Annotated in this window: 25 protein-coding genes and 1 tRNA gene; 5 read left to right on the top strand and 21 right to left on the bottom strand. The window is 42.1% G+C overall.

Annotated features, from left to right (window positions below):
• Positions 1-147: 147 nt before the first annotated feature.
• The 5 genes from atpC to FHW88_RS09955 form a co-directional block, all read right to left on the bottom strand.
• The gene (atpC, locus tag FHW88_RS09975) at positions 148-399 is read right to left on the bottom strand and encodes an ATP synthase F1 subunit epsilon (protein WP_176625191.1); all 252 of its coding nucleotides are present in this window, start codon (positions 397-399) and stop codon (positions 148-150) included.
• A gap of 82 nt (positions 400-481) precedes the next feature.
• On the bottom strand, positions 482-1,987 hold the full coding sequence (atpD, locus tag FHW88_RS09970) for a F0F1 ATP synthase subunit beta (protein ID WP_090530069.1): 1,506 nt from the start codon (positions 1,985-1,987) through the stop codon (positions 482-484).
• Between the two features lie 174 nt (positions 1,988-2,161).
• A complete protein-coding gene (locus FHW88_RS09965) occupies positions 2,162-3,148 on the bottom strand; it encodes an NAD(P)H-quinone oxidoreductase (protein WP_176625189.1) in 987 nt (328 codons plus the stop codon).
• A gap of 347 nt (positions 3,149-3,495) precedes the next feature.
• A complete protein-coding gene (locus FHW88_RS09960; protein WP_176625187.1) occupies positions 3,496-3,948 on the bottom strand; it encodes a hypothetical protein in 453 nt (150 codons plus the stop codon).
• A 110-nt stretch (positions 3,949-4,058) separates the two neighbouring features.
• Entirely contained in the window at positions 4,059-4,622 is a 564-nt protein-coding gene (locus FHW88_RS09955; RefSeq protein WP_176625185.1) for a hypothetical protein, read from the bottom strand.
• Between FHW88_RS09955 and FHW88_RS09950 the strand changes: the two genes are divergently transcribed.
• On the top strand, positions 4,615-4,788 hold the full coding sequence (locus tag FHW88_RS09950) for a hypothetical protein (protein WP_176625183.1): 174 nt from the start codon (positions 4,615-4,617) through the stop codon (positions 4,786-4,788). The two genes, FHW88_RS09955 and FHW88_RS09950, sit on opposite strands and share 8 nt — an antisense overlap.
• A 104-nt stretch (positions 4,789-4,892) precedes the next feature.
• Here the strand turns inward: FHW88_RS09950 and FHW88_RS09945 are convergent, their stop codons facing one another.
• The 3 genes from FHW88_RS09945 to FHW88_RS09935 all read right to left on the bottom strand — a co-directional run bounded on the left by FHW88_RS09945 (position 4,893) and on the right by FHW88_RS09935 (position 7,036).
• Positions 4,893-5,435, bottom strand: a complete 543-nt coding sequence (locus FHW88_RS09945) for a hypothetical protein (protein ID WP_176625181.1) — start codon at positions 5,433-5,435, stop codon at positions 4,893-4,895.
• Between the two features lie 16 nt (positions 5,436-5,451).
• Positions 5,452-6,402 (bottom strand): hypothetical protein, encoded by a 951-nt coding sequence (locus FHW88_RS09940; protein ID WP_176625179.1) that lies wholly within the window; start codon positions 6,400-6,402, stop codon positions 5,452-5,454.
• Between the two features lie 103 nt (positions 6,403-6,505).
• The gene (locus tag FHW88_RS09935; RefSeq protein WP_176625177.1) at positions 6,506-7,036 is read right to left on the bottom strand and encodes a hypothetical protein; all 531 of its coding nucleotides are present in this window, start codon (positions 7,034-7,036) and stop codon (positions 6,506-6,508) included.
• Positions 7,037-7,214: 178 nt separating this feature from the next.
• Here FHW88_RS09935 and FHW88_RS09930 point away from each other — a divergent pair, with 178 nt between their 5' ends.
• From FHW88_RS09930 to obgE, 4 genes are all read left to right on the top strand, one after another.
• Positions 7,215-7,676, top strand: a complete 462-nt coding sequence (locus FHW88_RS09930; RefSeq protein WP_176625175.1) for a redoxin domain-containing protein — start codon at positions 7,215-7,217, stop codon at positions 7,674-7,676.
• A 59-nt stretch (positions 7,677-7,735) separates the two neighbouring features.
• Positions 7,736-7,809, top strand: a tRNA-Arg gene (locus FHW88_RS09925).
• Positions 7,810-7,907: 98 nt separating this feature from the next.
• Positions 7,908-8,486, top strand: coding sequence for an adenylate kinase (locus FHW88_RS09920; RefSeq protein WP_090530057.1), 579 nt, complete (start codon positions 7,908-7,910; stop codon positions 8,484-8,486).
• A gap of 112 nt (positions 8,487-8,598) precedes the next feature.
• Entirely contained in the window at positions 8,599-9,606 is a 1,008-nt protein-coding gene (gene obgE, locus FHW88_RS09915; RefSeq protein WP_090530054.1) for a GTPase ObgE, read from the top strand.
• Here the strand turns inward: obgE and FHW88_RS09910 are convergent.
• The 13 genes from FHW88_RS09910 to FHW88_RS09850 form a co-directional block, all read right to left on the bottom strand.
• The gene (locus tag FHW88_RS09910) at positions 9,599-11,170 is read right to left on the bottom strand and encodes a hypothetical protein (RefSeq protein ID WP_176625173.1); all 1,572 of its coding nucleotides are present in this window, start codon (positions 11,168-11,170) and stop codon (positions 9,599-9,601) included. The genes obgE and FHW88_RS09910 overlap by 8 nt on opposite strands.
• A 31-nt stretch (positions 11,171-11,201) precedes the next feature.
• A complete protein-coding gene (locus tag FHW88_RS09905; protein WP_229701750.1) occupies positions 11,202-11,774 on the bottom strand; it encodes a putative colanic acid biosynthesis acetyltransferase in 573 nt (190 codons plus the stop codon).
• A complete protein-coding gene (gene xrtY / locus FHW88_RS09900; RefSeq protein ID WP_176625171.1) occupies positions 11,740-12,306 on the bottom strand; it encodes an exosortase Y in 567 nt (188 codons plus the stop codon). The genes FHW88_RS09905 and xrtY overlap by 35 nt, the downstream gene beginning before the upstream one ends.
• Positions 12,303-13,166 carry a glycosyltransferase family 2 protein gene (locus FHW88_RS09895; protein WP_176625169.1) on the bottom strand — a complete coding sequence of 288 codons (864 nt, stop codon included), beginning with the start codon at positions 13,164-13,166 and terminating at the stop codon, positions 12,303-12,305. The genes xrtY and FHW88_RS09895 overlap by 4 nt, the downstream gene beginning before the upstream one ends.
• Positions 13,163-13,786 carry a class I SAM-dependent methyltransferase gene (locus tag FHW88_RS09890; RefSeq protein WP_176625167.1) on the bottom strand — a complete coding sequence of 208 codons (624 nt, stop codon included), beginning with the start codon at positions 13,784-13,786 and terminating at the stop codon, positions 13,163-13,165. The genes FHW88_RS09895 and FHW88_RS09890 overlap by 4 nt, the downstream gene beginning before the upstream one ends.
• Before the next feature lie 81 nt (positions 13,787-13,867).
• On the bottom strand, positions 13,868-15,277 hold the full coding sequence (locus FHW88_RS09885; RefSeq protein ID WP_176625165.1) for an exosortase Y-associated Wzy-like protein: 1,410 nt from the start codon (positions 15,275-15,277) through the stop codon (positions 13,868-13,870).
• 105 nt (positions 15,278-15,382) lie between these two features.
• Positions 15,383-16,540, bottom strand: coding sequence for a glycosyltransferase family 4 protein (locus FHW88_RS09880; protein ID WP_176625163.1), 1,158 nt, complete (start codon positions 16,538-16,540; stop codon positions 15,383-15,385).
• Positions 16,541-17,431 carry an FkbM family methyltransferase gene (locus tag FHW88_RS09875; RefSeq protein ID WP_176625161.1) on the bottom strand — a complete coding sequence of 297 codons (891 nt, stop codon included), beginning with the start codon at positions 17,429-17,431 and terminating at the stop codon, positions 16,541-16,543.
• Complete coding sequence (locus FHW88_RS09870) at positions 17,418-18,701, bottom strand: hypothetical protein (RefSeq protein WP_317171360.1); 1,284 nt, start codon at positions 18,699-18,701, stop codon at positions 17,418-17,420. Before FHW88_RS09870 ends, FHW88_RS09875 begins: the two co-directional genes overlap by 14 nt.
• A 3-nt stretch (positions 18,702-18,704) precedes the next feature.
• Positions 18,705-19,922, bottom strand: coding sequence for a hypothetical protein (locus FHW88_RS09865; RefSeq protein WP_176625159.1), 1,218 nt, complete (start codon positions 19,920-19,922; stop codon positions 18,705-18,707).
• The gene (locus FHW88_RS09860; RefSeq protein ID WP_176625157.1) at positions 19,919-20,947 is read right to left on the bottom strand and encodes a glycosyltransferase family 4 protein; all 1,029 of its coding nucleotides are present in this window, start codon (positions 20,945-20,947) and stop codon (positions 19,919-19,921) included. The genes FHW88_RS09865 and FHW88_RS09860 overlap by 4 nt, the downstream gene beginning before the upstream one ends.
• Complete coding sequence (locus tag FHW88_RS09855) at positions 20,944-21,942, bottom strand: glycosyltransferase (protein ID WP_255485287.1); 999 nt, start codon at positions 21,940-21,942, stop codon at positions 20,944-20,946. The genes FHW88_RS09860 and FHW88_RS09855 overlap by 4 nt, the downstream gene beginning before the upstream one ends.
• Complete coding sequence (locus FHW88_RS09850) at positions 21,942-22,871, bottom strand: glycosyltransferase family 2 protein (protein ID WP_176625153.1); 930 nt, start codon at positions 22,869-22,871, stop codon at positions 21,942-21,944. Before FHW88_RS09850 ends, FHW88_RS09855 begins: the two co-directional genes overlap by 1 nt.
• Positions 22,872-22,881 lie beyond the last annotated feature (10 nt).

Below are 22,881 nucleotides of genomic sequence, written 5' to 3'. Positions count from 1 at the left end.
AGGGTAGTTTGTTTGCATGGGCCGCTCTGCTAATAGGAGATTGCTTCGTACTTTACAAAAATGGCGTTTACGTATCCTCCCCAAAAAAGGGTACAAAAAAGCCCGGATAAAAGCTTATCCGGGCTTTATAAATTTATAAAGTAGCGCCTATTTGTGCTGAATACCTTCGGCCAAAACAGTTACTTTATTATTCAATGCTTCAACAACACCACCTTTAATAAAAAACACTTCTTCTTTAGCTGCACCACCGCGTACGGTAAGTTTGCCATCCTGAAGGGTGGAAATAATAGGGGCGTGGTTGTTCAGTATTTCAAATAATCCCAAAGCACCAGGTAAGGTTACCGAGGAGGCCTCGCCTTCGTAAACTTTTTTATCGGGAGTAAGGATTTCTAATGTCATGCTTTTTGAGATTCAAGATTTAAGAATCAAGAGCCAGGTTTTTCCTGTTCTTGATTCTTGAGTCTTATTTTCTTGCTTCTTATTAAGAGTTAGCTTCAGCCAACAGCTTTTTGCCTTTTTCAATAGCATCTTCAATGCTGCCAACTAAGTTGAAAGCTGCTTCAGGATACTCGTCAACTTCACCGTCCATGATCATGTTGAAACCTTTGATGGTATCTTTGATGTCAACCAGTACACCTTTTAAGCCGGTGAACTGCTCGGCAACGTGGAATGGCTGTGACAAGAAACGCTGAACACGACGGGCGCGTGATACAACTAACTTATCTTCTTCAGAAAGCTCGTCCATACCAAGGATGGCGATGATATCCTGAAGCTCTTTGTAGCGTTGTAAAGTTTCTTTAACGCGTTGAGCTGTATTGTAGTGCTCATCACCTAAAACAGCTGGGCTAAGGATACGTGAGGTTGAATCCAATGGATCCACCGCAGGATAAATACCAAGCTCGGCAATTTTACGTGAAAGTACGGTAGTAGCATCTAAGTGGGCGAAGGTTGTAGCCGGCGCCGGGTCAGTCAAGTCATCCGCAGGTACGTAAACGGCCTGTACAGATGTGATTGAACCGCGTTTGGTTGAAGTAATACGCTCCTGCATGGTACCCATCTCGGTAGCAAGCGTTGGTTGGTAACCTACTGCTGATGGCATACGACCTAATAGCGCTGATACTTCTGAACCTGCCTGGGTAAAACGGAAGATGTTGTCGATAAAGAAAAGGATATCACGGCCTTTACCATCTTCATCACCATCACGGAAATACTCGGCAATAGTTAAGCCTGAAAGGGCCACACGTGCACGTGCACCCGGCGGCTCGTTCATCTGACCGAACACGAATGTTGCTTTTGAATCTTTCATGGCTTCGGTATCAACTTTAGTTAAGTCCCAACCGCCTTCTTCCATTGAATGCATGAAAGCGTCGCCATATTTTATAATGCCTGACTCAAGCATCTCACGTAAAAGGTCATTACCTTCACGTGTACGCTCACCAACACCGGCAAATACAGATAAACCTGCATAAGCTTTTGCAATGTTGTTGATCAGTTCCTGGATTAATACAGTTTTACCTACACCGGCACCACCAAACAAACCAATTTTACCACCTTTTGCATAAGGCTCTAAAAGGTCGATAACTTTAATACCTGTAAAAAGTACTTCAGTTTCGGTAGATAGGTCTTCAAACCTTGGAGGGGTTGCGTGAATAGGGCGACCATTTACTTTGTCAAGATTCGGGATACCGTCGATAGCATCACCTACCACGTTAAATACACGACCTTTGATATTATCGCCTACCGGCATTTTGATAGCAGCTTCGGTATCCAATACCTTCATACCGCGTAACAAGCCGTCGGTCGAGTCCATCGCGATAGCACGTACACGGTCTTCGCCTAAGTGCTGCTGAACCTCTAAAATAACTTTTTGGCCATTGTCTTTCGTGATCTCTAATGCGTCATAAATTTTAGGAAGATGAGCGTCATCAGCGAAACTTACGTCGACTACCGGACCAATGATCCTTGAAATTTTTCCAATGTTTGGCATATATAACCTGGTGTTTTTTAAAAAATGCTTTTACTGAACAGCAACATACATCATTTGTAACAGGAATGTATAAGATGCTATTTCAGAGGCGCAAAGTTAAGATTTCTATCCAATTATTTACATAGTGTTTTAAGATTTTTGGAGGATAATTTCAACATTGCTAATTGTTTGCTTTTATTGCACGAAAGTCAATACAATTTTGCCTGTATGAGTACTGCTTTCCATAAGCTTATGAGCTTCGGCGGCCTCGCCGGCATCAAAAGTTTTGTACACTATGGGCCTGATTTTTCCTGACGATAACAATGGCCATATTTTTTGTTCAAGGTTTTGGGCGATGGCTGCTTTGAAAGCTGTGTCCCTACTGCGTAGCATCGAGCCGGTAATGATCAGTCTTTTTGCCATTACTTTGCCCAAATCAAGCTGTACTTCGCGGCCATTCATTGCGTTGATCATGACCAGCCGCCCCTCAACAGCCAGCGAATCAATATTGCCAGGCATGTAATCGCCGCCTATCATATCCAATATCACATTAACACCAGCGCCATTGGTGAGTGCTTTGATCCCTTCTTTAAAATCAGCGGTTTTATAGTTAATGGCTTTATTAGCTCCAAGCTGCTCACAAAAGCTGCATTTATCGTCGGAACCAGCCGTTGTGTAAACGGTACTGCCTAAAGCTTTGGCCATTTGAATAGCTGCAACGCCAATGCCGCTTGAGCCACCGTGTACCAATAATGATTCGCCGGGTTGAAGGCTACCGCGATCAAAAACATTGCTCCAAACGGTAAAAAATGTTTCGGGGAGGGAAGCAGCTTCGGGGAAACTTAAACTGGCAGGAACAGGCAGGCACTGGCCCTCGGGCGTTTTACAATATTCGGCATAACCACCGCCGGCAACCAAAGCGCAAACCCTGTCGCCGGGTTTCCAGCGGGTAACGGCTTTGCCAACTTCAATAACAGTACCGGCCACATCCAGGCCAGGGATATCCGCCGGCGCACCTGCCGGCGGCGGATAGTTTCCTTTGCGTTGAAAAACATCAGGTCGGTTAATACCCGCGGCCATTACTTTTATCAGCACTTCATCGTTGGCGATAACGGGTTTTGGCCTATCGGTTAGCTGCAAAACTTCGGGCCCGCCGGGTTGGGTGATCACTATTGCTTTCATAGATTGTAGTTGAAAGCTAAGTTAGCGCTAAAATGTTTGTCCGGAAAGTTTTCGTTCTTCGACGATACAAGCAGAAATGACACAAGTATCCATTGCCCTCTTCCAGCCCCTCATACTTGCGACAGTCGATAGGCGGCGGACACGGAATAGGATCTGCCGGCGGCGGAAAACCGCCGTCATCAGGCGGGGATCCCCTGAATCATAATCTATACAACAACCCAAGAATTGATCATGATTTTTCCACCATAAATGTTTAACTTAGCTGAGCTACTGCCGATAACAACGTAATCTCCCAAAAGCTAAAATAATCACGATCTGTTTCATTGTATAAAACACTACTTTATATTTCATTTAGTAATGGATTTAGGTCCACTTCCTTCAAGTTGAGTTTTCACTAAAGTATAACCACCAGAGTTTGGCTCGATAAAATATAAATAAAATGGCTTTTTAACATCGTATTTAGTTGCTTTATCCTCTTCCGCAAATTGTTTCAATTTATAGATTAATTCAGCCAATGAAAATATCTTAATTAATTTAAGTTTATCAGGGCTTAGTTTAGCAGGTTGTTGAAAATGGCTACTATAAGCAAAAGTTGGTTTATCCATCAATTCAGAGCATGAAGCATATATTTTCAACTCATAAAATTTAACAAGCCCCTCCCGGTATGTGTGCCATAATTTATCCGAAGCTAAAGTTTTAGTTGTGTCCAAAAGATAAAAGGCAGAATCAGCTTTGGGGGTGATTTGGGCGTTTACTGTGTACGTGGTAAAAAACATCGAAATCAAAAAAACTATCTTCATATTATTGACAATTATTTGGCAATTTATTTGCTGTTGCATAAAGTTGTGTTGGCCAAAAAGCATCTAACCTTGCCTGAGTAATACCATATCTTGTCATTAACTTATTATATTCATCTGTTAATGAGCCCCTGCATTGGCAAATAGTCGCTTCCATTATTTAATCCATATAATATTGTCATCGCATATTCTTGATCTGTGTGAGCGCCATTATCAAATGTCTTTAAAGACTTGACAGCCTTGTCGAAATATTCGTCAAGCATGCTCCAATGATCTCTGAAATTACTTGGTAACCCCAACATCCAGGCATACGCATCAACTGAATATAACCAGGGTTTATTCGAATCGTAGTATGGAGGAGCGGTAAACGTTGGGCCGCCAGTAATTATTTTATAGTTAATGTAAGCATGTAAAGTTTCATGTATAGCAATAGCCGCGATCATTAATTGAGAACTATTACGCAATATATTTGTGTTTAAAGAAACAGTCGCACTTCGGTTAACTGTACCTTGTGCTTTGTCCGTCGTTGTGAGGCCCAATTCGATCGTGCCTGAGTTTCCTTTAGGAGCCCATGGCAAGGAGGCATTATTCCAATTAAGGTCTGGCTTTTTTTCGGTAGTAAATGCAGCTATCAAGTCAGAATAAACGCCACAACCAGCCAAATTATCGATGATCAACTTAGTTGCACACGGTAAATTTTTAGATAAGCTATCTGTTTTAATCGTTAATGTTGTAGTTACCGGGGGCAAATTAACGACCGGCTGCGGGCAAGGAATAGGATCTGCCGGCGGCGGAAAACCGCCATCATCGGGTGGGGGGCCTGTTGGGTTTGCAAGCTATTAACCTTAACTGTTTTTACGGCATCGTTAATATAAGGAATATTGCATTGAGGGGTATTTGGCGAGCCGCCACTATTGCTATCGATGCACAGGTTATAAAATGGCTTTTTAACTATTTCCTTTGCTAAGTACTCGGATCGTTACAGGTTTTAAGAAAACGGTGTTCCCTGATACTCCTTTTTTATTAAATTTCAACATAAGTTCAATATGATTATAATCAACGGAAGGGTGTAATTCAAATTTAGGCTCGTAATAAATAGGGATCAGTATGGCAATATTTTTATAATCTTTAATTTTCACCAAATCAGTTAGAGCTGATTTGAAGTCTTGATTGTTAATATTTTTAACAAATGTATCTGTAAAAACACTGTCTGCGCTATCTGAAAATCGAATATCCACTATTTGACCAATTTTATTGATTTCTACTTTAAGAATGGTAAAAGTTGCCCTTTCACTCTTCTTCCAATAAACCGGATTATAATACGTATTGTAAATTGCGTTTGAGATTTTTCTTGTAATATTGTCAGTATCCGATTGAAGATCGGATTCTCTGCTGTTTGGCTTATTTGCCTTTAAATGGGCCAAAGCATTGCTCCTCATAAATAAGGAAAGGGCTAAAATGAGCATTAAATTATAAATAGCTGTTTTCATAATGGTGTTGTTTTTATTAATGACATCTTGTACCGAGTGAACCTACCGAATACGCTAAATTGATAGCTGTAAAATTTCCGGACAATTGAATATCATTTTCAATTTTAGTTTGAAATGTATTTGTTAATTGCAATCCACCTAACGAGAGGTTTTTGGCATCGGATTCACTTAAATTCGGGAACATAGTTCTAAGAGAAGAGGCCATTTGTGACACATAATTTATAACCATAGTTTCATGTTCCTCATCGGCAACAATTCCTTTCGAATCCATATAAGCATGTAATGCCTCATGCATGATTACCCGAGCTACATATTCTTGGGAATAATTTGGTAACAAATTCACGTTAAGCTGTATGTGGGCATCAAGAGATCCGTTAACCACTCCGTTATTTGGTAGCGTCTTGCCATCAGCGTAATTTGGTAGAGTATTAACATCTTCAAAATCAAGATTTATGCTTGTAGATCCTCCAAATACATTCCTAATTAGACTGTTAATTTGAGTGCTCATTCCCGAAATTATTGTAGCATCTACCATCTTCTTCAAACAAGGATTCGTAACGTTATTGGTAATAATCGTTGTCACCGGGGGCAAATTAACCACTGGCGGCGGCGGGCAAGGAATAGGATCTGCCGGAGGCGGAAAGCCGCCATCATCGGGCGGGGCGGCCTGTTGGGTTTGCAGGCTGTTAACTTTAACCGTTTTTACGGCATCATTAATATAAGGTATATTACATTGCGGTGTATTTGGCGAGCCGCCGCTGCTCCCGCCACCACCTCCGCCTCCGCCTATGCTGCCGCCACCACCGCCTCCTCCTCCGTCGTTGCCGGTTCCATCATCAACAGTTGTAGTAGTGCAATAGGTGGCCAGCACCGTAGTGGCTACCAATTGGCCGTTGTAATAAGTTTTTTGTATAAAATCCTGGCAGGTTTTCACGGTGATCAGCGCGTTTGTTTTTATGTTTTGCACGGTTGCCCCCTTACCGGTTTCGGTGGTTTGGCCGGGGGGCAGATAGCCGGATATTGCGCCGTTTTTATAAAACCAGCCGTTTACATATTTACCCTGCGGCGTACTATATCACAATACCTGTAAAGTTGGCATCGTGTTTATTATAACTGTTCAGCTTAAGCTTATCGGGATTGTTTTTTACATAGGCCGAGTCGGCTATAACGGTCATGACATAAGCACTGTATTTATCAAACTTATTCAGCAATAAAAACCAACTTCGGCTGTATTTATTATTGTAAATAAGGCCTGTGTTGTTTGATAAATCAAAATTAAGCTGAGCATCTTCGTTAATAGGTGCTTCTATTACATCATCGTCGTATCTGGTGTAGTTTTTTGATCGGCCCCAGTCCGGGCTTACCAACCGGCTTAAATCAGGATTGTTCGTTGTTGAAAGTACACTTGTTTTGGAAACCAGTGGATAAACACTTTCGTACCAGTTTTTTGCCCTTAATATAACTGGGCTGGCAAGATCGGCGTTTTTGTTGGTGTGGTTTTCCTTCTTACAGCTATAAACAACAATTATCGAACAGATGGCGAGAAATGAAAATAAAAGGCTTTTTGTTTTTAAATTATACCTGGTAATTAACCGTTTCATTTGTGTATTGGGTTTGGTTAATTAAATATCAAAATAATATTTCAAATAATTAAAATATAAGTTGTAAAAATTTAATACAGATACCCGCATATTTTTTTACTGTATATAGCAGCGCGGTAATCCTGATTAGTAAATGCTGTATAATTATCATTTATTTGCATTACAAAAACAAATACGTATGTCATTACAACCAGGCCAGCCGGCTCCCCAATTCATCTTAATTTCATCGGCCTTAAAAAGCGTTTCGTTAGCCGATTTTAAAGGCCGTAAAGTGGTTATTCGCTTTTTTCCTTTAGCTTTTACAGGCGTTTGTACCACGCAGCTTTGCACCATGCGCGATAGCTTTGGTTACTATGATGGCCTTAACGCAACGATATTAGGCATCTCTGTTGATTCGCCGTTTACCCTGGCTAAGTTTAAAGAAGAGAATAATTATCAGTTCGATCTGCTTTCTGATTTTAACAAAGAAGTATCTACGGCTTATGGTGCTATTTATGATCAGTTTGTGATGGGGCTTAAGGGTGTTTCAAAGCGTGCCGCCTTTGTAATTGACGAAGAGCAGAATATCATTTATGCGGAGGTGCTTGAAGATGCCGGCCAACTGCCAAATTTTGATGCTATTGCCGAAATTGTAAAATAATTTGAATAAAAGTTTGCAGCGAAAGTTTAAAAATCTATCTTTGCATTCCATTTCGGAAAGCACTCGTAGCTCAATTGGATAGAGCATCTGACTACGGATCAGAAGGTTAGGGGTTCGACTCCCTTCGAGTGCACAACAAAGCACTGCAGTCCGGAACTTTTCCACCGCTGGTGCAAATTAACTGTAAGCCTTTCTGTTGTATTACCGAAAGGCTTTTAATTTATCAAGAGCATGCTAAATCTGGTTTTGTTTGGCCCTCCCGGAGCCGGGAAAGGTACTCAGTCGAAAAAACTTATTGAAAAATACGATTTGATCCATCTTTCAACCGGAGATTTGTTACGTGGCGAGATTACACAAGGTACAGCGTTGGGCTTAGAAGCTAAAAAACTGATGGATGAAGGGAAGCTTGTTCCGGATGCCGTGGTTATTGGCATGATCAGCAATAAGCTTGATGCTAATAAAGACGCCAAAGGTTTTATTTTTGATGGTTTCCCGCGTACAGTTGCTCAGGCAGAAGCTTTGGATGAGTTACTGGAATCAAAGCAATCGGCAATTTCGGGTATGATTGCCCTTGAAGTTGGCGATGATGAGTTGGAGCGTCGCTTGTTAGAGCGTGGTAAGGAATCTGGAAGACCAGATGATGCCAATCCCGAGGTGATCCGCAAGCGTATTAAAGAGTATAATGATAAAACTGCTCCTGTAGCTGGTTTTTATCAAAATCAAAATAAATTTAAAAGCATTAACGGCGTAGGTTCGGTGGATGAAATCTTCGATGCTATTGTTAATGTAATTGAAGAGTATAAAAAATAGTCGTTCGGAAGTCTTTAGTCCGGAAGTCAGTAAAGTCCGCAGGTTAGGAAGATTAAAATTCTTAACTTTCGGACTTTATTGACTTTCGGACTTTCCGTCTAAATCAAAAATTATGTCGCAGGGTTCAAATTTTGTTGATTATGTGAAGATCTGTTGCCGCTCAGGCCACGGAGGTGCTGGTTCTGCCCATTTGCATCGTGATATATTAACATCAAAAGGTGGTCCTGATGGTGGCGACGGTGGCAGGGGAGGCCATGTTATTGTAAAAGGTAACGCTCAACTGTGGACAATGCTACACCTTAAATACCGTAAACATGTAATTGCTGGTGATGGCGATTCGGGCGGCAGCTCATTGCGTACCGGTAAAACCGGTCGCGACGAAATATTGGAAGTGCCCCTTGGTACAACCGTGAAAAATGCTGAAACCGGCGAAGTACTTTTTGAAATAACCAAAGATGGTGAAACCAAGATCCTTACTCCCGGTGGTCGCGGTGGTTTGGGTAACTGGCATTTTAAAACATCAACCCAACAAACCCCCCGCTTTGCCCAACCCGGCGAAGATGGCCGTGAGGACTGGAATATCCTCGAACTAAAAGTGCTGGCTGATGTTGGTTTGGTAGGTTTCCCTAACGCAGGTAAATCCACCCTGCTTTCGGTGGTATCGGCCGCCAAGCCCGAAATTGCCGATTACGCATTTACCACACTGGTGCCTAATTTAGGTATCGTATCATACCGTGGCGGCCGTTCATTTGTAATGGCCGATATTCCGGGCATTATCGAAGGAGCATCACAGGGCAAAGGTTTAGGATTTAGGTTTTTGAGACATATTGAACGCAATTCAGTATTGCTGTTTATGGTGCCTGCCGATACATCGCGCAGTATAAAAGAAGAATACAGCATCCTGCTGCATGAGCTGGAAGAATATAATCCCGAACTGATGCACAAGCCTCGTGTGTTAGCCATAACCAAAACCGACATGCTCGACGATGAGCTGCAGGCAGAAATGAAAAAGGAGATCCCTGATGGGATCCCCTCTATATTTATATCATCTGTGGCACAGAAAAATATCGATCAGCTAAAAGACCTGCTTTGGAAAGAGATCAACGCCAGCGTTATTTAGCCTCCCATAAAATGTAGTCATTACTAAGCATCGTCATTTTAAAGCCGGTATAGCCAGGAAAACATTTGCGCATGATAGTTGACTTTGGACCGATGTAATCGGCGGGCAAAACTATGTACAGTGGTCCGGCGTGCCCATTATATACGTAGTCATCGTAATCGATAGCCACTTCAGCGCCAATGGTTTCAACGGTTATGGTGCGGTTGCGTTCAATTTCCAGGCTCAGATCAGGGCTGTTAAATACAAAAATGGCGTTGTTGTTTTGCTTATCCAGGTTGCGGATATAGTTTAGCGATGGCTGATCGATAAATAACTGTGCTATCCCCGAATATCCCCTTGCGCCGATATTTTTATTTTGAAAGTAGCTTGGCACAAAGTATTTGTAGCTGGAGTAAGTTATTACAAAACATATAAAATAAAACAGGTATTTATAACCAGTTTGCAATCTGCTTACCAGGTAAATGATGCCGGGTGCAGCAATGAGCCCGATGAGTCTCAAATGCCTTGCTTCATATGAAATATTGGCTTGTCTCAAAAATGATTGTCCGAAAAACAACACCGATACCACATAAAAAACCACCAGTAGCAGCGCATAATTTTTGTGAGGCGCCTTTTTTACAATAAACCAAATTAATAAAATGCTTAATACTGCACAGATCAGCACGATGATCACCCCCCAAAAGTAAGTAAACATGGGAGGGTCATCATGAAACAAAAGGCCGTTTGTAAGGTCATCTACCGAAAAAGCGGTTAATATTGGCGAGGCCAAAGGAAAGCCAAAAGTTTCCCAAACCAGCTTTATGCCCCCGGTTATCGATGAGGGGTTAGCACCTTTTGAAAGATAAAAATGATAGATCATAAATAAGGATAATACCGCAGGGACTCCTATCCATATGCCATTTTTTATCCAGCGAATGATGTCTTTTGTTCCCATTGAAAACCTAAGCCATAAAAAAAGGCAAGTGGCAGCATACATCCATAAAAATGACGATTTGCAAATGAAGCCTAATATTCCACCTATAAAGAGGAATACGGCCAGTTTCCAGTTAGTTTTTTCAATGGCTATGCACCCGTATAAAAACCAGCCGGTGTAACCAAAAAGTAGTACTTCGCCTCCGTTATAAAATACATAGGGCGTAAAAAAGGATAACTGAATTACGATGAACAGTACGCTTAAAGCCGAGATCATTGGCGTAAAGCCCGCTTTTTTAAAGAAGTAATAAAAGCCGAAAATGCCCGATAACGAAAATAGCAGGGTTACTATTGAAGAAGCGCGACCGGTGTTGACGCTGAAAATAAGTTTAAAGAAATAGGGCACCAGGTATTGCCCCGGCGACCACCAGGCGAGGAATTCTGACGCGTTTTTGCTGATATCGTTCTGATCGGGTTTAACCATGACATTAAATGCCGAACCCAGTTCCATTGAGCGCATTACCTGGAAGCCCTTGCTGGGGTCGGGGTAAATGGCGGCTGGGGCTATGATCAGCATAATGCCCATAATGAAAACAATCCCGTTAATAACCAATAAAATGATTTGGTGGGTTTGTAGTTTCTGTTTCAGCATATAATTATTTTAAGCAGATGATGTTTAAGTTTTAACTGATTTCCCGTTCCCTGATCTTTACCGCCGGGTTGCCCTGATAGATGCCGTACGCGTCCATGTTTTTTGTAGCGATAGAACCGCTGGTCAATACCGCGTGCGATGCTACCGTCACGCCCGGATTTACCATAGCCCCGGCGCAGATCCACACGCCGTCTTCCAAAATTATGCCTTTGGTTATCAAATCAAAGGATGTTTTTTGGTAATTGTGGCTGCCCGTTAACAGCACAGCCCCCTGCGACAGGCAAACATGCGCGCCGATATGGATGGGCACTAAACTATCTATCCATACATTTTCACCTATCCAGCTTTCATCGCCGATATGCAGATTCCATGGATATTTGATGTTTACACAGGGCTTAACAGTTACATTTTTACCGATCCTGGCACTAAATAGCTTCAGTAAAAATACTTTGAACGCGCTTGAGGGTATAATGCTTGTTTTAAAGAATATGGCATTACAGTAGTACCACAAAATGCGTTTTAAAACATTGCCGCCCGGATGATAAGGATAATTATTATAAGTTGAAAGGTCAGTTCTGAACATCAGCGCCGGTAAGCTTATCATTACGTTTGATCCAAATATACAGGCTAAACGCTATAATAATGTAAAGAAGTATATTAAAAATGGTATGGTGATCAACTATCCGGTTTGCCTTTTTCGACCAGAAGATGGCCAGTAAAACAAAACGAATCACGTTTAAAAATTCGATAACAAAGATCCCAGAAAACAGGAACACCAATTTTGAGCGCAACGGAGATGGATAGGCCAGTACAAAGGCGGAAAAAAAGCTGATCAATCCTAAACCCAGGCAGCTGTAAACTATGGCCAGTGTCCCTTTACCTGCAACCAGTAACTCGGAATTATTATCAATGGCAGCATAACCAAGCCGCTTCAGGATCATGACACTACAATCCAATAAAACCTGTCTCAAAGCCGCAATATAATTCAGGTGTTCGGCTAAGAAAGCGTTATAATTCCCGCCGGAATTAGTAATACCGAAAAAGAAAATGTTAAAGCTATAAAATATGGCAAACAGCAATACAAACAGCAGCATGAACCGTATCGCCGGGTTATTTAAAAAAGCAGGTTGTTTCATTGTTTTTTGCTCTCCTTTCGTAACTCATAAATTTTAGCATCAATCAAAAACCTGAACCAAAAACCTTGTAAAAAATGGAATACCAGCCCGGTTTTTCCATCTAAAAAACCCAATTTTATAAAGTATCTTATAGTAAAGTAAATTACAGGCCTTACGAATAAAGGAAACGACTCATATCGTTTTTTCATATACCGGCGGCGCTCCATCGGGTTACCAAATAACCGTGGATGTACCAGCTTACCATTATCGTCAATAACCGGGACGTTTTGCTGCTCAACAAGGTATTGCGCCTCCAGCGTTGCCCAATGATTATGCCGGGCAATGAAACTGGTAAGCGAATCGGTAATTACATCAATGATATCAGTTTTAAGTACCTGCGTTTTACCGGTAACTTTAAAATGCTGATCATACAATTTTTCTTCGCAATGCCCGAAGCCGCGCCTGAACAGGTTGGCGTGGTATGTTGGATAGTGGCCGCCATGTTTGATCCATTTGCCCATAAATAGGGTACGCCTGCTGATCAGGAAGCCATTTGTTTCAGCATCTATGGACTTGGAGAAAATATCGTTAAGCTGGGCGGCAAGCTCTGGTGTTACCCGGTGATCAGCATCCAGGTTAAGTATCCAGGTACCTGTTAAAGGCAGGTTATTCAAAGCCCAGTTACGCTGGGTTGCATAATTTTCAAACGGATGGCTGAAGACGTTTTGCGTGTACCTTTGGCAAATAGCCAGTGTGGTATCCTTTGAACCTGAATCAACAATATAGATATTGGCTTTTAGCACCGCCGCGCTTCGCAGGCAGTCGCCAATGTTCTTTTCCTCGTTAAAAGTTAAGATAATAATATCCAGGCTCTCGCTCACTTAAGTTTGGCTTTAATGATCATGCTCATCCAAAAATAGGGAAACCTGCCGCAGCCCCTGAATGCTGTTACCTCAAACCCATGTTCGTTGAGGATTTGTGTCAGCGTTTTAACCGACCAAAATTTGATATGCCCGCCCTGCCACAAAGGGCTGATATGATTATCCCATTTATTTAAAATACTCAAAAACAGGTTTTTTAAATAACCATGATAAGGCGTTGAAATGATGAGCTCACCTTTTGATTCGCTTAAAACATCCCGGCAAAGGCGTATAAACGCGTAGGGGTCGTACAAGTGCTCAATAACCTCAGTTGATATAATGGTATTAAACTGTATAGCTCTTAATGGCTGCGGTAACCCTTCAACCGAAAGATCATGAACGAAAAACCGGCCGGGATTTATTTTATCGGCAATAGCAATGCCTGGTTTAGATGCATCGATACCATAAGCGTTAAATCCCCTTGCCAATAAATAATTTACCAGGTGACCGTTGCCGCAGCCAAGGTCGAGAATGCTGGTGTTGTTATCCTCATTTAATAACGACATAAGTGGTTTCTCGAGCTCCTTAAATACATGGCAGGGGCTTGCATCGGGATAATCGTAATCTTTATAAGCGCTCATGCGGTGGTTATTGTGGATCCATATTTTTATATTTTTTCATTAAGGCAGCTCTTTCAAAATCATATCGATCGTTTGCGTAATTCAAATCTCTTTTAAAATTTTAGAATTTAACAATGCCTTATGAATGAGCAGCATGCTGATATAGCTCCAGAAGATGGTATTGAACAAGAATTCAAAACTGATGCCGCGCCACATGATCTGAAACAGGCCCGAAAATATAAGTGCCGTGCCTAATATATATCCCCCAAAAAGTTTTTCGGCTTTAACGGCTATTAGTTGTGCAAGGGCGCCGTAAGCGAAAAGGAAAATAAAGATCCCCCAATCACCTCCTGAAAGATACGCATCAACGATGTAGGCAGGTTTGGCTGATACGGAAGAGTTACGGTTAACCACCCCGGCATCATAAACGCGCTGCATGATCATGGCTTCGGTAATTGGTTTAGAGGGCCAGAAAATCCGCGGCACCAACGCAATAGCCGATTGTTTAACAATATCCAATCCATAAAAATCCACATTTTTAGGTGTCGACTGCACAAAGCGGGTAAACATATCGATTTCACTTAAGCGATATACTAAAAAATCCCAGTTAGTTTCGTCAACATCGCTGTTATCGCTATTTAGCGCTGCGTCAAGAGCCAGTTGTGAGGCTTCTCCGCTATCGGCATCTCCATTCCATGCATTGGCCCGGAAAATATGGTTATATGTTGGTAAAACCGTAAATAATAAAACAATGATAGGGACAAAGGCGATGGTTACTAATTTTTTATAGGTAGGATACAGGAAGATCCCTAAAACCAGCACGCTAATAATAATAGGCTCTTTAAATCCCGATGTAAGCGCCTGGTAAAAATTAAAGGCATATAGAAAAAGGCAGATGAGCGTATTGGCCCCTTTTTTTAGTGGTATGGCAAAGGCCAGCGCCAATGTACCGGCAATAAAGCTCAATGAGCTAAACTGGTAATAAAATTGGGAAAGGCCTGGTATCTTAAGAAATAACAGCGAAAGCGGAAAACTGATAATTGCCGACATCATGAGCAGATTTGCCAGCCTTTCGGTTTCGATATAGTATTTTTTAGTTACGGGATAGTTCATGAAAATAAGTATACCCATCACAAATGAAGCATGCCCAAGGCAGTAATAACGCTGGCATTGGGCAATTAAGCCCAGGGCATCTTTATCATTTAACGTATGAATAAATACATGCTTGAAATTTTCATAGCCGAGGGTATTCATAAAATAAAAGATGGATGTGCTGCACATGTACCCCGCAAAAATTATCTGGATGATAAATAAGGGCCTCATCAACTGTTCGGCCATGGGGCGGTCGTTGGGGATTGGACGTACCCAGCCGGTAAGTGTTATGATGAATATAAAAAATGAGCCACCCCATGCAATAAAATAGGATAACACACTATCACTTTTACATGCCAGTGCCAGCAGCCATGGTATAAACAACACAATATATCGTTCTATCGATTTGCTTTGCTGCATTTATTAATTATGTTATTGATCAATTGCCTTTTAGCCATTAGTCCGAAGTAATAAGTTATAAGTAAAAAAAGGTCAGAAACCAAACTTGTGAGTTAAGATTTATTACTATTGACTTAACACTAATTGTTCTATCGCTTCAACCTGTTTGACAAAGCTCCAACCTTCAATAATTTCCCTGGACTGTTGCCCCATCGTAAATAAAGCGGTTTTATCATAGAGTAGCAATGTTTTTAGCTTGCTTTTTAGATCAATCCCGTCGGTCGCGTTAAAGATCAGTCCGTTTTCATAATCCTTGACCAAATCGGTGCCCGCGCCTACTTTGTTTGATATCAATATGGCCTTGCCACAGGCCATAGCCTCGTTTATGGCCAGCCCCCAGGTTTCACCGGGCCCTTTTGAAGGGAGGCAAAAAATGTCACATGCCTGGTATACTACAGGCATGTAAAGCTGATTTTGAAAGCCAATAAAGTGAACATTTTTATGTCGATTAGCCTTGTTTTTTAGTTCTGTTTCTAAAATGCCGTTTCCTGCGAACAGCAGATGGGTGCCCGGCTGTGTTATGTCAATAAATGCTTCAAGCAGCGACAGCGGGTTTTTCTTATGCTCAAACTTGCCTGCAAAAAGCAGGAGTTTTTCATCATCAGCTACGCCTAACTGTTTTCGCAGGGTAAGGGCTTCATTGGTCCTGTCTTCGGCAAAGCGATCATTATCTACAGTATGCGGTGCAAAAAATAACTGCGTCTCTTTTAAACCGCATTTTTTAAAATAAGCCTTATTGTTTGACCCGGCATATAGTGCATAATCAATATGGCGGTAAATCCGCTTTAAAAACTGGCTTCGCAATACGGATTTGATACCGCCTTTATCATCAAGTAAAGTTGAATCGCCCCGGAAAATAACAGGTACCCTGCCTTTAAAATATTTGAGGATTTTGAGATGGCTTTTGTAAAACCAGCCGTACACCATAATAACATCGGGCTGCCAGTTATTTATTTGACTGATAAGGTCAGGATTATCAATCCCTTTTGAATGGTGCGAGCCGGGATCGGCCGAAATGTTTTTTACCCACTCATAAGGATAACCCTCAAGGAGCGGAAGGTTCCAAGTGATAGTTTTACCAAAGCCTGGATCAAATTTTTGCAAACCGCCTTCGCCCCAGGTATAAAATACCATGACGTTTATTTTTTGCCTTTCATACAGGAGCTTAAATACCGGTGTATAATACTGTATGGGGTGAGTGATAACTATGGCCAAATTTTTCATTCAGATAGTCTCGCCCATTATATTAAAACTTTTTGCATTTTGAAGGCGATGGTTTATCAATTCAATGTCTCTGCAGTAAATAGTATTGTATGCACCAAAGGTATCTAACCCGGTTAAAACGCGTTTAAAAGGATCATAGGCAACAGCCCTAAAACCTTTTGACAGTAACAACTTGTGAATATCCTGATCGCTAAAACCGTACCTGCCGCCGCTACCGTTAAGCTCAATGATGATGGCCTTTAGAAGCGGCGAATTAAGGGTAGATCCCATACCTTTAAGCACTTCGGTCTCAAAACCTTCCACGTCTATCTTGATAAGAGCGGGTTTGTGTGTTTCCAATAATGAATCAATAGTGATTATAGGTACGATAACAGTGTTTTTGCCTTTCTCATCTTTAGTAATAACATGGTTTCCGGTATCTTCATCGGCCGAAAATCTGATCTCGCCCACTGTTGCGCCGGCGCCGGCATTAATGAGCTTTACTTCGTCCTGCAAATAATTAAGCTCGATATTGCTGTTTAAAATATCAAAAGTTGCTTTAACAGGTTCAAGTGTAACACTATTAGCTTTGGCTATGCCGGAAGCCAACAGTGTATATGAACCTACATTCGCGCCAATGTCAAAAAAGATATCGTCCGGCTTTAAAAAATGAAGCAGAAAGGCCATATCATTAAATTCATGTAACCCCGTGTATATATTACCGGTAATACCGCTCAGTCCCTTGGTTGCATAAAACTTAACATCACCAACAAAAGGTTTTATAATGAACTTCGACCTTGAAAGCCTTGACTGTACCTGCCACCAGGCAAACCGCCATAAGGCTTTTGCCGGATGTTTTTTTCCCAAAGGATGTTTTAAAATAAAGCCGACAGTTCGTTTAATGGCGTTCATAAATAATTCTATCAAATAACCGGCACTGCGCCAGTGTCATTTCATGTGCCGAATATTTTTCGATGGCTTCAGCATTATATTCAACAGTCTGGAAATTACCCTTAATTAATTGCTCAAAAAATATAAATAGGTTTTCGGAGGTAACGTCATCATAGTTGTAAACATGTTCTACACCATACTGCTGCATAATAGGTATAGCAGAGCTTGCGGCATTAAATACGGCCAAAACAGGCCTTTTTGTGAGCAGGTATGGAAATATTTTTGAAGCTGTGTATTTAGGATCATCTGACCCAGGGATAAAAAGCGCGTCGGCCTGCTGCAGTGTGAGCAAAGCTTGATAGTAGCTGATACGGTCGGTAATTTCAACAATACGTTCTTCCACATTATATTGTTTTGCCAGGGGAAGTATAGTGGTTATCCCCTGTCCGGCAGGGGCATAACTGGTACCTATGAAGTAGAGTTTGATTTTTTCAAACTGCTCTTTATTGGTATTCAAACCGGTCCTTAATGCATCGAACACCGGGCTAATGGCCTTGTGAAGATCCTTCCCGCCGCGGCCGATATATACCACATTGATAAAGCCATCGTCAAGCAACCCTGCAAAAAGCTTTTGGTTAGTTTTAGCTATTTGCAGGTCGGGTTCAAATGCTCCGAAGGTTATAATAGCGGCAGGAAGCTTTTGAATTACCGGATAACGTAATTTGAGCTCATCAATGTAACCGGCAGATACACTGATAAGCCCGGACGCATTTTTTATGGCGATGGGCTCCAGGTATTTATTTAAATGGTAAACGAACCAATATTTTGGCGGCCGCTCGCTTTTAGGTTTGTTGATATAATAATCGGAATGCCAGGGATCCTGCATATCAATGACGTATGGAACCCCAAATCGCTTTTTCCAGTATGCACCCAACGTACAAACCGGGAACTGTGTGGTTGAGAAATAAATAAGATCAAATTTGTTGTCCTTCAGCAGGCGGTTAACCGTTTTGCAGTAATGCCATAACGAGCGGATGGCAATACTGCCCAAACCAACTTTTGAAGTGAGTGCCTTGCGGAATGCTTTCACTTTGTGAACTTTAATCTCCGGAGGGAGACTTTGCAACAAAAATTCGTCTTTTGCCAGGTCGGCATACTGGGCATCAATGGTCACCACTTCGGCATCCCAGCCGCAGGTTGCAAAATAAGGAAGGCTCATCCTCACACGCTGCATATCCGCGGCATTTACCGGCGGGAAGTATGGCGAAATAATGAGCAGCTTTTTATTCACTTTTTATACTTTTTGAACAAGACTTAAAAAGGTACGGCTTTCGGTTTCCCAGTTTAATGCTGTTTGGCCAAGCTGGTAGTTTTGTAAACGGGTTTGGTATAAAATATCCGGGTTTTGGAGGTAAAAGCTAATGCAATCCGTTAGTGATTGCAGGTTGCTTTTTTGGTATAGTTTTCCTGTATCCGGATATTGCTCCATAAATAAGGCTTGCGCCTGCGTATCGCTCACTATCATTGCCAGTCCACATTGTATGTAGGTAAAGATCTTATTGGTAAGGCAGATATCCCTGTTTAAAGGAATGCCTGTTTCGGTGGCTATGCCAATATCAAACTGGCTCGCGAAATCGAAAATCTCGCCCGCTCCAATGGGCTCATGAAACCAAAGTTGATCATCACTTATTTTAAATTCTTTGGCGAGGTTCAACAATGCAGATCTGTAAGTTTCATTGCTACTGCCTAACAAGTGTAACCGAACATGGCCATTTGTAGCAGCTATCGCTTTAATTACATCTTCCAGTCCTCGTTCGGGGCCTACCGTTTGCGAAAACCAAAACAGTTTTAATGGTTCGTGAGCTTTATAATTAGGGCTGATTTGCAGCGCTGTTTTAGGAAACACGTTGTTTATTACAACAGGTTTTAAATAGCGGTATTCGCGTTGATAAAATTCTGCAATGAGCGGGCTGGCGGCAGTAAAATAATCAACATGGGGAAAGTATTTTTCCTCAATGTATTTATTGAGCTTGTAACTTTCATTGTGAGTTGATGCAAACTGTCCCGAATGCAAATCTTCCGCATCGTAACCAACTTTTACGTTGTAATGTTTTGCTGCCTGTATGGCTGCGGGCAAGGCGCCGAGGTTATGGGCGATATAAAGATCTGTTTTTATTTTTTTAGCTATAGACAACGCTTCGGTATGTGTGCGGCTGATAGCGTTTTCAGGTATATCGAAATGCCGGGTATATTTAAACAGCAGCGTACTTAACTTTTGGCGAATACGGGTTTTAAGGTAAGTTGCTTTTTGTATCACCGGATCGCCTCCGCAATAAATGTACATACCGGGATATTTGCCTGTTAAAGCTTCATCGGTTTTTTGGGCCCATTGCTGGTAAAAACAGCAGATCACTTTAACATTATAACCAAGCTTGTGCAAAGTTTCGGCTTCCTTCACGAGGCGAGGGTTAGTAGTTGGCTGGCCGGTAGTTATAAAAGTAACGTTTTTCAATCTTTACGCGTTGCCAGCTGGTATAATTCCTCGTATTGTTTGGCCAGTACACCGGCGCTAAATTTTTGTTCCGCTATCTTCCGGCAGTTGGCCCTGCTGATTGAGTCAATGCTGTTAATCGCCGTTATCATGTCGGCTTCTGTGGCGCATACAAAGCCATTTGACCCGTTAATGACTATCTCCGGTATTGCGCCGCGATTAAAACCGATAACGGGTGTACCACAGGCCAGTGCTTCGGCCATTACAATACCAAAGGGCTCATCCCAGGTTACCGGCATCAGGAAAGCTTTTGAGTTACGAAGCAAGTCATTTTTCTGAAGGTTATTGACCGGGCCTATGTACTTGATCTGCTCGCCATCAATATAGGGTTTTACCTGTTCATTAAAATATTGCTGGTGTATTGGCTCATTGGGTACATTGCCTGCTATTACCAGTTTTTGATTTGTTTTTTTTGCCGTGTGTATAGCAATAGCTGTCCCTTTTTCATGCTGGATCCGGCCTAAAAAAGCGAGGGGGGCATCATTGGGAACACCTGCATTAAAATCGTAGTCGTTTAAATCCACCCCGTTATAAATAGTAGTTACATCAGCAAACGCATTGATTTGATTGGCTATGTAATTGCTGCAAGCGGTAAATTTCAATGTGTTTTTATGAGCGATACTTACTGCCTTTTTTACCTGCGATACGGTAGGGGGCAACTGATAGGATACGATTTTTGGGATTCGGCTTAACATTAGCAACGCAATATTGCTCATGCGACCGAAGGTATGTATAATATCAAAATGCTGAAAAGCAATTTTTGATGTAAGCCGGTTAATTTTCACCAGATCTTTAACGCCATAATTTGCCGATTCATGGTAGCTAATGAGTTTACAGCCCGGCTGCGAATGTTCATTGGCATACAGGGTAATATCGTGGCCTTTTTTTTTAAGTTCCTGGATCAGCATAAAAGCAATGCGTTCGATGCCGCCGTATTGCTCGGGAGGCACCGGGATCAGCGGGTTTACTATAATGGCTATTTTCAATTTTGTGCGTGTTGCTCAGCTTCCCGGTATCTTAACCCGGTTTGTCTGAGGAGGAACTGGTAAGTGTCCGAGTGCAATGCAATGTATTGTTTGATGTAATTTAATTGACGGCCGTTGCCAAGTAGCCATTTTCCAAACAGCAGCCAGTCGGCAATGGTAAAGTATTTGTATATTCGATTGTCCTTCAGGATAAAGATATTGGCAAGGAAAAATGTAGCCGTAGGGACTGGTCTTTGCAGCCGGTGGTATGCAAGACTTTTCTTCATGGTTTTCGTTTTGTCTGGAGATGCCGTAATGAAGCTTGCCAACAGCATGACCTGTGTAGCTATCCAGCTATACCGATCGTTATCGCGCGCCGTAGCCAGGGTAACAGCAAAATTGGCTAATGGTTTACCATGAAGGTAAATCGGATGCTCAAAAGAACGCTCCCTGATCAGTTCGACTGCATTAAATAGTATAGACTGCGGCACTAAGTATGCTGATGCATGCTCCCCGCGGTACAACATAGCTCCGTTCGAGTGTAAAGCACTTATGGCCTGCCTGTGTTGTGGCCACCAAAAGTATTGAGATTGCCCGTCAGGCCAGATAGTTTTATGTGTATTTGTCCAAAGGTTACCCGGTTCTTCATGCCAAAGTACCATGTTGCACCATGAAACTTTTATGTTAGCATCGTTATCCATAACCGCCGTCATCTCTTTCAAAAAGTCGGGCTCCCACCAGTTGTCGTCTTCCAGGATACTGACGTATGGCTCATCGCAACCGGCAAAAGCGAGGTTAAAGCTAGCGACAGCTCCAAGGTTCTTAGCGTGGTTTTTCATGATAAACCGATGGTCATTTAATGACGAAATAAACGCCGCTGGGAAAGGATCTTCGGGGCAATCATTGTGTACTTCACAGACCCAACCGGTAACAGTTTGGTTAAGCAGGCTTTTTACAGCGCGCGTCAACAGGTGGTTCCTTTTATAAGTAAATAAGTAAATGCGGCAACGCGTCATTATTGGGGTGCTCCTGATAGCAGCAATTTTAATTTTTTCACGATTTTCCAGCCGATAATTTTTTGAAGTAAGCAGGTGTAACCGCCTGCCGGAAATGTTGAAGTTGTGCCGCCAAGGTCTTTTATCTTGTGTTCCGCCCCTTTAATAAGTGTTTTATGGAAGGGGTAAAAAGAGTATATAAAGTTTTGAAAACAGGAAGCGCATACCTTTTTAACGCGGGTGCTGGGTTCAAAGGCCAGCATGTGTGAAGTACCCATATTGATGGAATCATAGGCGGATTGGGCGCCTTTTGTCGATTTTAATGACGACAAGGAGCTTTGCAGCCCGCTTCTGTAATAGAGCAGCGAATTTTCGGCGAAACGAATTTCGCTGGCATTGAGCAATACCCTGATGATAAATTCAAAATCATTGATCAGGCTCAGGCGCTCATCCCACAATCCCGATTTTCTAAGCACAGCCCTTGGGATTAGCCATAAGGCACATTGCATCATGGCTTGTTTGCCATCCATTGACGATACCAGCCAGTCAATGGGTTTACAATCCTCCCTGATGAGGTCTTCATTTACTTTAAAGGAACTAATATCATCGTGATAAAAACGGCCCCAGGCGGCTGAAGCTACTACATCATCGCTATCACCAATCCGTTTAACCTGTTCTGCAATATAACCGGGCGAGATCAGATCGTCGGCATCCATAAATTTAATAAGCCGGCCGCTTGAAAGACCAAAGGCCTTGTTTGCTGCAACGCACTGCCCGCTGTTTTCCTGCTGATGAACGCTGATGCGCGGATCGGTAAACTGTTTAAGTACCCTGGCGGTGTCATCCGTAGAACCATCGTTAACAATAATGAGCTCCCAATTGGTATAGGTTTGCTTAAGCACCGAACCAACGGCTTCTGCAATATATTTGCCTGCATTATAGACGGGCATGCAAACGGAA

The sequence above is a fragment of the Mucilaginibacter sp. SG538B genome, from assembly GCF_013376065.1.
GTDB classification, from domain to species: Bacteria; Bacteroidota; Bacteroidia; order Sphingobacteriales; family Sphingobacteriaceae; genus Mucilaginibacter; species Mucilaginibacter rubeus.
This window is presented reverse-complemented; position numbering and strand designations above follow the sequence as displayed.